Annotated in this window: 10 protein-coding genes; 1 reads left to right on the top strand and 9 read right to left on the bottom strand. The window is 66.1% G+C overall.

What is annotated here, in order from left to right; translation table 11 throughout:
* Positions 1-97 precede the first annotated feature (97 nt).
* The 8 genes from AC1RGU_RS17830 to AC1RGU_RS17795 form a co-directional block, all read right to left on the bottom strand.
* Positions 98-601 (bottom strand): disulfide bond formation protein B, encoded by a 504-nt coding sequence (locus tag AC1RGU_RS17830; RefSeq protein ID WP_492676922.1) that lies wholly within the window; start codon positions 599-601, stop codon positions 98-100.
* Positions 598-1695, bottom strand: coding sequence for a sulfate/molybdate ABC transporter ATP-binding protein (locus tag AC1RGU_RS17825; protein WP_062470081.1), 1098 nt, complete (start codon positions 1693-1695; stop codon positions 598-600). The genes AC1RGU_RS17830 and AC1RGU_RS17825 overlap by 4 nt, the downstream gene beginning before the upstream one ends.
* 20 nt (positions 1696-1715) lie before the next feature.
* Positions 1716-2618: a sulfate ABC transporter permease subunit CysW gene (cysW, locus tag AC1RGU_RS17820; protein WP_153284104.1), complete on the bottom strand. Its 903-nt coding sequence runs from the start codon at positions 2616-2618 to the stop codon at positions 1716-1718.
* Position 2619: 1 nt separating this feature from the next.
* Positions 2620-3507, bottom strand: a complete 888-nt coding sequence (gene cysT / locus AC1RGU_RS17815) for a sulfate ABC transporter permease subunit CysT (RefSeq protein ID WP_062470075.1) — start codon at positions 3505-3507, stop codon at positions 2620-2622.
* Entirely contained in the window at positions 3508-4524 is a 1017-nt protein-coding gene (locus tag AC1RGU_RS17810; RefSeq protein WP_062470072.1) for a sulfate ABC transporter substrate-binding protein, read from the bottom strand. It lies immediately after the preceding gene.
* Positions 4521-5096, bottom strand: a complete 576-nt coding sequence (locus AC1RGU_RS17805; protein WP_056580397.1) for an RBBP9/YdeN family alpha/beta hydrolase — start codon at positions 5094-5096, stop codon at positions 4521-4523. The genes AC1RGU_RS17810 and AC1RGU_RS17805 overlap by 4 nt, the downstream gene beginning before the upstream one ends.
* A 22-nt stretch (positions 5097-5118) precedes the next feature.
* Entirely contained in the window at positions 5119-5760 is a 642-nt protein-coding gene (locus AC1RGU_RS17800; RefSeq protein WP_487846852.1) for a peroxiredoxin, read from the bottom strand.
* 148 nt (positions 5761-5908) lie between these two features.
* Positions 5909-6823 carry a LysR family transcriptional regulator gene (locus tag AC1RGU_RS17795; RefSeq protein WP_492697077.1) on the bottom strand — a complete coding sequence of 305 codons (915 nt, stop codon included), beginning with the start codon at positions 6821-6823 and terminating at the stop codon, positions 5909-5911.
* Positions 6824-6958: 135 nt separating this feature from the next.
* Between AC1RGU_RS17795 and AC1RGU_RS17790 the strand changes: the two genes are divergently transcribed.
* Complete coding sequence (locus tag AC1RGU_RS17790; protein ID WP_095745444.1) at positions 6959-7606, top strand: FMN-dependent NADH-azoreductase; 648 nt, start codon at positions 6959-6961, stop codon at positions 7604-7606.
* Positions 7607-7770: 164 nt separating this feature from the next.
* Here AC1RGU_RS17790 and AC1RGU_RS17785 read toward each other — a convergent pair whose 3' ends face one another.
* Complete coding sequence (locus AC1RGU_RS17785; protein WP_492697076.1) at positions 7771-8724, bottom strand: GlxA family transcriptional regulator; 954 nt, start codon at positions 8722-8724, stop codon at positions 7771-7773.
* Positions 8725-8894: the final 170 nt, after the last annotated feature.

The raw sequence follows: 8894 nt of genomic DNA, 5'->3' as shown, positions 1-8894 counted from the left end.
CCCCCCCCCCCCCCCCCCCCCCCCCCCCCCCCCCCCCCCCCCCCCCCCCCCCCCCCCCCCCCCCCCCCCCCCCCCGCAACAACTACTGAAAAAGAACTCAGCGCGCGGTGCGCCGGCGCAAGAGCAAGGTGAGGAGCAACAGCGCCAGCACCGTGAACGCGATGAACGACCAGTTCGCCAGCGTCAGGCCGAACAGCGACCAGTCGATCTTGGAACAGTCGCCGCCGCCGCGGAAGATCATCGGCAGCGCGCGCTTGAGCGGGAAGGTCTCGATCATCCCGTACAGGTCGCGCCCGCACGAGACGACTTCGGGCGGATACCACTGCAGCCAGCTCTGCTGCGCCGCCGTGTAGGCACCGCCCACCGCCGCCGCCAGCGCCAGCACCCCGCCCGTCACCTGCAGGCCGCGGCTGCTGAACAGCGCCGCCAAGCCGGTGAACAGCGCCACCAGCATCAGCGCATAGCGCTGCACGATGCACATCGGGCAGGGTTCGAGCCCGACCACGTGCTGCAGATACAGCCCGAAGGCCAGCATGAGGACACAGGCCAGGCAGATCAGCCCGAGCGCGCGGCGCGGCGCGCCGAAGTACCAATGGATCAAGGAGATACCCAATCTTCTTCTACGAACACCCTGGCCTTGCGGGGGTTGGCGACGACGGTGTCGCCTTCCTTCAAGCCCAGGTCGCGGAACTGTTGCGCAGGGAGTTGCGCTTCGATGATGGTTCCGGAGCCCGGATTATCTGGATTCGTTTCAGTGGGCTCAAGTTCCAGCCGCGCGATCGGTCCGACCACGATCGCGCGCGACAGCGTGGCGACGATGCCCGTGGCGCCCGACACGTAGCGTGTCACATCCAGGTCATGCGGGCGCACGTAGGCCAGCGCCTTGGCGTCGCGCGCGCTGCTGTGCTCGGGCGAGTCGATGCGCATGCCGTCCAGTTGCACGGCGCCGTTGTCGGCCCGCCCGTGGAACAGGTTCACGTCGCCCAGGAAACCGTACACGAACGGGCTCGCGGGCTTGTCCCACACGTCCTGCGGCGAGCCGACCTGTTCGATGCGGCCCTTGTTGATCACCACCACGCGGTCGGCCACTTCGAGCGCTTCTTCCTGGTCGTGCGTGACGAAGATCGAAGTGACGTGCAGCTCGTCGTGCAGCCGGCGCAGCCAGCGGCGCAGTTCCTTGCGCACCTTGGCGTCGAGCGCGCCGAAGGGTTCGTCCAGCAGCAGCACCTTGGGCTCCACCGCCAGCGCGCGGGCCAGCGCGATGCGCTGGCGCTGGCCGCCGGACAGCTGCGACGGGTAGCGGTCGGCCAGCCAGTCCAGCTGCACCAGCTTGAGCAGGTCGGTCACCTTGGCCTTGATCTGCGCGTCGCTCGGGCGCTCCTTGCGCGGCTTCACGCGCAGGCCGAAGGCCACGTTCTCGAACACGGTCATGTGGCGGAACAGCGCGTAGTGCTGGAACACGAAGCCGACCTGGCGTTCGCGCACGTGCACGTCGGTCGTGTCTTCGCCCGAGAAGTGGATGCTGCCGGTGTCGGCCGTTTCCAGGCCCGCGATGATGCGCAGCAGCGTGGTCTTGCCGCAGCCCGAGGGGCCGAGCAGCGCGACGAGTTCGCCCGACTCGACGTCGAGGTTCACGTTGTTCAGCGCGCGGAAGTCGCCGAACTGCTTGCTGATGTTGCGGATTTCGATGCTCATGGTCTTGTTCTCTCGTCTTCTCAGGCCGCCGAAGGCTCGGGGGGACGCTCGGGCGGCAGCTCGGCGATGGCTTTCATTTCGCGCTCATGGCGCCACTCGATGACCGACTTGATCACCAGGGTGACCAGCGCCAGGATCGCCAGCAGCGAGGCCACCGCGAAGGCGGCCACCGACTGGTATTCGTTGTAGAGCACCTCGACGTGCAGCGGCATCGTGTTGGTCTGGCCGCGGATGTGGCCCGACACCACCGACACCGCGCCGAACTCGCCCATGGCGCGCGCGTTGCACAGGATCACGCCGTACAGCAGACCCCACTTGATGTTGGGCAAGGTCACGCGCCAGAAGGTCTGCCAGCCGGTCGCGCCGAGCACGATGGCGGCCTGCTCCTCGTCGGTGCCCTGCGCCTGCATCAGCGGAATGAGTTCGCGCGCAATGAAGGGAAAGGTCACGAACACGGTGGCCAGCACGATGCCGGGCACGGCGAAGATGATCTTGATGTCGTGCTCCGCCAGCCACGGGCCGAACCAGCCCTGCGCGCCGAACACCAGCACGTAGATCAGGCCCGCCACCACCGGCGACACCGCGAACGGCAGGTCGATCAGCGTGGTGAGGAAGGCCTTGCCGCGGAACTCGAACTTGGCGATGGCCCAGGCCGCGGCCACGCCAAACACGAGGTTCATCGGCACCGCGATGGCGGCGGTGATCAGCGTGAGGCGGATGGCGCTCCACGCATCGGGTTCCTTCAGCGCCTCGAGGTAGGCATTGAGGCCCTTGCGCAGCGCCTCGACCGCCACGGCCGCCAGCGGCAGCACGAGGAACAGGAACATGAACGCCAGGGCGATGCCGATCAGCGTCCAGCGGACCCAGGCCGACTCGGTGGTGCCGGCCTGCGCGCGGCGGATGATTTTCGAAGGTGCGCTCATGTCATGCCCCCGCGCGCTTGCGCTGCCACGCCTGCAGGCCGTTGATGACCAGCAGCAGGATGAACGACAGCACCAGCATCACCAGCGCGACCGCCGTGGCGCCCGTGTAGTCGTACTGCTCCAGCTTGCCGATGATGATGAGCGGCGTGATCTCGGAAATCATCGGCATGTTGCCGGCGATGAAGATCACGGAGCCGTACTCGCCGATGGCGCGTGCGAAGGCCATCGCAAAGCCCGTCAGCAGCGCGGGCGCGATCGACGGAAAGATCACCTTCGTGAAGGTCTGCAGGCGCGTGGCGCCCAGCGAGGTGGCGGCTTCTTCGAGTTCCTTCTCGGCGTCTTCGAGCACCGGCTGCACCGTGCGCACCACGAAGGGCAGCCCGATGAAGATCAGCGCAATCACGATGCCCGCCGGCGTGAACGCCAGCTTGATGCCGTGCGGCTCGAGCAGCTGACCGATCCAGCCGTTGCCCGCCAGCAGCGCCGTGAGCGAGATGCCGGCCACGGCCGTGGGCAGCGCGAACGGCAGGTCGACCAGCGCATCGACGATGCGCTTGCCCGGGAACTTGTAGCGCACCAGCACCCAGGCCACGAGCAGGCCGAACACCGCGTTCACCATGGCAGCGATCAGCGAGGCGCCGAAGGTCAGGCGGTACGAGGCCATCACGCGCGGCGCGGTCACCGACACCCAGAAGTGCTCCCAGGTCATCGTGAAGGTCTTGAAGACCAGCGCCGACAACGGGATCAACACGATCAGGCACAGATAGAAGACCGTGAAGCCGAGCGTGATGTGGAAACCGGGCAGCACGCGCTTGGCGCCCCCTGCCCGGTTGGCACGTGAAAAAGGCGCTCCCGCTGCCGGGAGCGCCGAAGAAGCAGCGCCGCTCATTTACTTCGCGCCGGGCGTGTAGAGCTTGTCGAACTGGCCGCCGTCATTGAAGTGCACCTTCTGCGCTTCGCTCAGGCTGCCGAACAGTTCCTGCACCGTGAACAGCTGCAGCGGCTTGAAGGTCGAGGCGTACTTCTTGAGCACGGTCTGCGAACGCGGGCGCAGCGCATGCTTGGCGGCGATTTCCTGCGCTTCTTCGGAGTACAGCCAGTCGAGGTAGGCCTTGGCCAGCTCGCCCGTGCCCTTCTTCTTGACGGTGCGCTCGACGATGGCGACCGGGTTCTCGGCCACGATGGAGATCGACGGGTAGACCGAGTCGACCTTGCCGGTGCCGAATTCGCGGTCGATCGAGACCACTTCGGATTCGAAGGTGATCAGCGCGTCGCCGATGTTGCGTTGCAGGAAGGCGGTGGTCGCGTCGCGGCCGCCGCGCGCCAGCACCGGCACGTTCTTGAACAGCTTGCCGACGAACTCGGCGGCCTGGGCGTCGGTGCCGCCCTTCTTCTTGATGTAGCCCCAGGCCGCCAGGTAGGCGTAGCGGCCGTTGCCGCCGGTCTTGGGGTTGACGATCACGACCTGCACGCCCGGCTTGACCAGGTCGTCCCAGTCCTTGATGCCCTTGGGGTTGCCGTTGCGCACCAGCAGCAGCATGGTCGAGGTGGTGGGCGATGCGTTCTCGGGGAACTTCTTGTTCCAGTCCTTGGCGACCACACCGGCGTTGGCCAGGAAGTCGATGTCGGTCGAGGTGTTCATGGTCACCACGTCGGCATCCAGGCCGTCGGCCACGGCGCGCGCCTGGGCGCTGGAGCCGCCGTGCGACTGGTCGATCTTGACGTCCTTGCCCGTGGCCTTCTTGTAGTTCGCCACGAAGGCCGCGTTGTAGTCCTTGTAGAACTCGCGCGCCACGTCGTACGAGGCGTTCAGCAGCCCGGTGCCTTGTGCGAAGGCGGTGCTGCCGGCGAGTGCGGAGGACGCCAGCGCGAGCACGGCGACGAAGGTCTTGATTCTGGAAGTCATGTGGTTGCCAGGTTTTCTGAAAATTCACGTCCCGCCGACCAGGCGGCGGGTTCGTCGGTCAACGATTGCAGCAGGGCCAGGCCGAGCGGCCAGTCTCCGTGCCCCGAATCGATGTTGATGTGCCCCGCATTCTGCATGCGCACGAACTCGCTGCCCCAGGCGCGCGAATAGGCGCCCGCCAGGCGGATCGGGCAATAGGGATCGTTGCTGCTCGCCACCACGATGCTGCGGTACGGCAGCGCCGCGTAGGGCACGGGTGCGAAGTCGGACAGCACCGCGCGGCGCTCGGGGTCGGCCGGCGCCACCAGCAGCGCGCCCTGGATGCGGGCGGCGGCCTCGGGCGGCAGGTGCGCCGTGGCGATGCAGCCCAGGCTGTGCGCCGCGATGACCACGGGGCCTTCGCTTTCGAGCACCAGCTTGGCCAGCGCGGGCACCCAGGCATCGCGCTTGGGCGAGGCCCAGTCGTCCTGCGCCACCCGCGCCGCGCCCGGAATGCGTTCTTCCCACAGGCTCTGCCAGTGGCCGGGCCCGGAGTCGCGCCAACCGGGCACGATGACGACACGAGTCTGCATGACGGCGCGGTCCTGCGGCTTCTTACTTGTTGGGCTGCGGCGTGATGCGCAGGTAAGGCTTGACGGCCTTGAAGCCCTTTGGGAAGCGCTCGGCCAGTTCGGCCGGGTCCTGGATGCTCGGCACGATGACGACGTCGTCGCCGTCCTTCCAGTTCACGGGCGTGGCGACCTTGTGGCTGTCGGTGAGCTGCAGCGAGTCGATGACGCGCAGGATCTCGTCGAAGTTGCGGCCGGTCGACGCGGGGTAGGTGATGGTGGTGCGGATGACCTTCTTGGGGTCGATGATGTAGACGCTGCGCACCGTGGCCGTGGTCGAGGCGTTCGGGTGGATCAGGTCGTACAGGTCGGCCACCTTGCGGTCGGCGTCCGCAATGATCGGGAAGTTGACGGTGGTGTTCTGCGTCTCGTTGATGTCCGAGATCCACTCCTTGTGCTTGGTGGCCGGGTCGACGCTCAGCGCGATGGGCTTGACGCCACGCTTGGCGAACTCGCCCGACAGCGCCGCCGTCTTGCCGAGTTCGGTGGTGCACACGGGGGTGAAATCGGCCGGGTGCGAGAAGAACACGATCCACGAATCGCCGGCCCACTGATAGAAGTCGATCGGGCCTTCGCTGGAGTCCTGGGTGAAATTGGGGGCGGTGTCGCCGAGTCGCAGGGTTGCCATGGTCGCTCCAAGGAGGGGGTGAAGCCCTGGATTGTGCGAACCGCTGCTTCAATGGCAAACGAATATCTGTTTGTTTGGATATGACGTTTTTCGCATATAGAACCTGCAGGGGCCCACTATGACGCTATCTTTTAGATAGCAATTTGCCTCAAAACATCCGCATCTGCTCGCTTTGCAAGTGTTCGGACAGGAAGTCGATCAGCCGCCGCACCGCCGGCACCAGCGCGCGCCGCGCCGGAAACACCATGTGCGCCACCACCGGCGACGGCCCCCAGCCGGGCAGCACCCGCACCAGCCGGCCCGCCTCGATGTCGGCGCTGCACATGTAGTCGGGCAGCAGGGTCACGCCGACGCCGCCCAGCGCGCCGAACTGCAGCGTCGCGAGGTCGTCGGCCACGTAGCGTGGCGTGTGCACATGCACGTGGCTGCGGCCTTCGGGGCCTTCGAGCCGCCACTCCGAGCGCCCTTCCCCGTTGACCGACATGGCCGCCGTGGGCAGCTTCGCGAGGTCGGCGGGCGTGTCGACCGGGCCCTGGCTGGCCAGCAGCGTCGGGCTCGCGACCAGCACGCCGCGGCTGTGGCCGAAGGTCTTGGCCACCAGCACCGTGCTGTCCTCGATGGTCGGGCGAACGCGCAGCGCGATGTCGATCCCCTCCTCGATCAGGTCCACCGGCCGGTTGATGACACGCATGTCGACGCGCACCGCCGGGTGGCGCGCCATGAACACCGGCATCAGCTGCGCCAGCCCGCTGTGCGAGATGGTGACCGGGCAGGTCAGCCGCACCAGCCCGCTCGGCTCGGTCTGCACCTGCGCCACCGCCTCGGCCGCCGCCTGGGCCGCGTCGCGCATCGCCGAGGCGTGTCGCAGGTAGATCTCGCCGGCCGGCGTGAGCGACAGGCGGCGCGTGCTGCGCTGCATCAGCTGCACGCCCAGCCGTTCCTCGAGCTCGGCCACGCGCCGAGACAACCGCGATTTGGGAATGCCCAGCGCCCGGCTGGCGGCGGCAAAGCCGCCCCGCTCGGCCACCTCGGCGAAGAACACCATGTCGTTGAGGTCTTGCATGGCTTTATTGTCCTACCAACAGAACGATCTGATCAAATTTTGGCTACTTATCAGTCACTCACATCAAAAATAGAATTCTCCCAACGCCGGCCACTTCTCAGCGCCGACACCTTGCACAGAAAGTGATTGACTGACATGAAGCTGCTCCACATCGACTCCAGCATCCTCGCCGCCGGCTCCACCTCGCGCCAGCTGACCGCCGAAACCGTCGCCGCATGGCGCGCCGCCCACCCCGACACCCAAGTCGAGTACCTCGACCTCGCCGTGGACGCGCCCTCCCACTTCGGCGTCGACGCCCTCGGCATCAAGACCGGCGTGCAGGCCCAGCCGACCGAAGCGCAGCTGCGCGAGAACGCCCTGTCGGAAAAGCTGGTGAGCCAGTTCCTGGCCGCCGACGTCGTGGTGCTCGGCGCCCCGCTGTACAACTTCACCATCCCGACCCAGCTCAAGGCCTGGATCGACCGCCTCGCGCAAGCCGGCCGCACCTTCAAGTACACCGAGAAGGGCCCCGTCGGCCTGGCCGGTGGCAAGACCGTGATCGTGGCATCGAGCCGCGGCGGCATCTACTCGACCTCCGAAGGCGGCCAGGCGGCCGAGCACCAGGAGAGCTACCTGAAGGTGATCTTCGGCTTCTTCGGCATCACCGACGTGCGCTTCGTGCGCGCCGAAGGCATCGCGATGGGTGACGCGCCCAAGGCCGCCGCCCTGGCCGCCGCCCGCGCCGACATCCTCGTGGCCACAACCGAAGCTGCGAACCAGAAGAACGTCGCGCAAGCCGCCTGAAGCTTCCGTGGCCGGAACGGACTTGTCTGGCTGATGCAAAAGCCAACAGAACCAGTCGCTTAAGAAGCTGGATGTCATTGCCGCTTGGTTGAGCCCATGCAGCGTAGAGCTGTCTGGGCCAATCGAGCGTTCACTGTGCGCTACCTTCTGCAGACCCAAGAGCTTCAGCTGGAGAATCTTTTGCGGTAGTCCGCAGGTCCGACCCCGAGCCGCCGGTGAAACGCCCGGCGAAGACCGTCCCCATTGGCATAGCCTACTTCGTCGGCCAAACCCTTCAACGAAACGTTTGACTCCTCGATGCGCCTGCGCGCTGCGTCGATTCGAACGCTCTCGACATAGTCTGCTGGCGTCATGCCAGCCTCAAGTCGAAAAATCCGCGCAAAGTTCCGCTCACTCATCTTTGCTTGCAGGGCGAGCGCAGGCACGCTGAGGTCGGCCCGGAGGTTGCCCAGGACAAAGTCTTGAATCTCACGAATTGCGGAACGCTCGGCGGTCTGGGCCGCGAGGTGCGCACTGAACTGGGACTGGCCCCCGGGGCGCTTCAGAAACATCACCATCTCGCGAGCCACGCGAAGTGCCAGATCGCGCCCATGATCTTCCTCGACCAGAGCGAGCGCGAGATCCATTCCTGCAGATACGCCCGCAGATGTGTAGAGATTCCCATCTCTCACGAATATTGCGTCAGCGTCAACGTCTGTAGTTGGATAGTCCGCGGCAAGTCGGTCTGCTGCATTCCAGTGCGTGGCCACCTTCTTTCCGCTCAGAAGACCGGCTGCTGCCAACACAAAGGCACCGCTGCAAACCGACCCGATGCGTCGCACCCTCCCACATTGCTGCCGAAGCCACGTCTTGAGCGCTTCGTTGCCCGTCACGCTGTGCACATCTGGACTGCCCGCAACCAGCAACGTGTCGATCGCACCTCGATGGCTGGCAATCGTGGCATCGACCATCAGACGCAGCCCGCTGCTGCTCTTGAGTGCCCCTTCGTCTGGGGCGATGACCTGCACACGGTACGCGCGCGGATCTCCCAGCTGCCTCGAAGCCTCGGCAAAGATGTCAGCCGGGCCGACAACATCAAGCAGCTGAACACGTGGGAAAGCAAGGATGGCGATACGCATCGGGGTGGCTCCGTCATGCGCGCCATGGGCGCGCCGTGCCGGAAGTTTGGCGGGATCTCACGGGATTGGCAATTCAAGCCACAGGGTTTGACCATGATGTAACGAGGTCGGCTGTATCTGCTTGAACATTGGCAGAAAAGAACGGAGGACTGCAGCCCGCGCCCTCGCCT

The organism is Variovorax sp. GW823-FHT02B07, from assembly GCF_058797695.1.
The sequence above is the reverse complement of the archived record's forward strand: the minus strand, read 5'-3'. Positions and strand labels throughout refer to the sequence as shown.

Coding starts and splice junctions, on each gene's coding strand:
- AC1RGU_RS17825 (WP_062470081.1), bottom strand. CDS start 1,695: ATGAGCATCGAAATCCGCAACATCAGCAAGCAGTTCGGCGACTTCCGC.
- cysW (WP_153284104.1), bottom strand. CDS start 2,618: ATGAGCGCACCTTCGAAAATCATCCGCCGCGCGCAGGCCGGCACCACC.
- cysT (WP_062470075.1), bottom strand. CDS start 3,507: ATGAGCGGCGCTGCTTCTTCGGCGCTCCCGGCAGCGGGAGCGCCTTTT.
- AC1RGU_RS17810 (WP_062470072.1), bottom strand. CDS start 4,524: ATGACTTCCAGAATCAAGACCTTCGTCGCCGTGCTCGCGCTGGCGTCC.
- AC1RGU_RS17805 (WP_056580397.1), bottom strand. CDS start 5,096: ATGCAGACTCGTGTCGTCATCGTGCCCGGTTGGCGCGACTCCGGGCCC.
- AC1RGU_RS17800 (WP_487846852.1), bottom strand. CDS start 5,760: ATGGCAACCCTGCGACTCGGCGACACCGCCCCCAATTTCACCCAGGAC.
- AC1RGU_RS17795 (WP_492697077.1), bottom strand. CDS start 6,823: ATGCAAGACCTCAACGACATGGTGTTCTTCGCCGAGGTGGCCGAGCGG.
- AC1RGU_RS17790 (WP_095745444.1), top strand. CDS start 6,959: ATGAAGCTGCTCCACATCGACTCCAGCATCCTCGCCGCCGGCTCCACC.
- AC1RGU_RS17785 (WP_492697076.1), bottom strand. CDS start 8,724: ATGCGTATCGCCATCCTTGCTTTCCCACGTGTTCAGCTGCTTGATGTT.